At 62.2% G+C, this 503-nt stretch carries 1 protein-coding gene; it reads right to left on the minus strand.

Annotated features, from left to right (window positions below):
• The coding region (locus tag QQJ84_RS19310) for a transposase (protein ID WP_284259958.1) at window positions 1-503 on the minus strand (503 nt) is incomplete at both ends.

The following is a 503-nucleotide window of genomic DNA, read 5'->3' on the forward strand; positions in this document are numbered from 1 at the left end:
CCCGGCATGCACTGTACACGATTATCGAGCATCCGATGCTTATGGCCGTCGGCCACCCGAACACGGCAAGCGGCAAAGCGGCATGTCAGGCCACCTTTCGTACCCTGACGCCAGGTGATCTTTTTCCATTTTTTCCCGGTCAGCATTAGCTCCGCGGAGATCGGGGGCCGGTCGGGGACGTGGTATTTTCGGCGGTTGCCGGTTTTCGCGACGGGGAAGGACAGAGCAATATCGGCCGGATAGACGTTCTGGCGCCGCGACAGACCCACCGCCCATAGTAGGCCACGCGCGCTCAAAGCTTCGCGGAAAGGCCCGCTTGATCCGTACCCTGCATCGGCAAGCACACAGCCAAAACGCGTGCCGGAAGCGATGACCCGGTCGATCTCCTCAATGGCAATTTCCGGCTTTGTTCGCGCGGCCTGCCGATCCGCCGGCACACGCGCCCGCGCCATGCGTGTGGGATCGTCCGTCCAACTCTCCGGCAGGAATAGCCGAAGACCAAC

It is taken from the genome of Acidocella aquatica (assembly GCF_030160635.1).
Lineage (GTDB): Bacteria > Pseudomonadota > Alphaproteobacteria > Acetobacterales > Acetobacteraceae > Acidocella > Acidocella aquatica.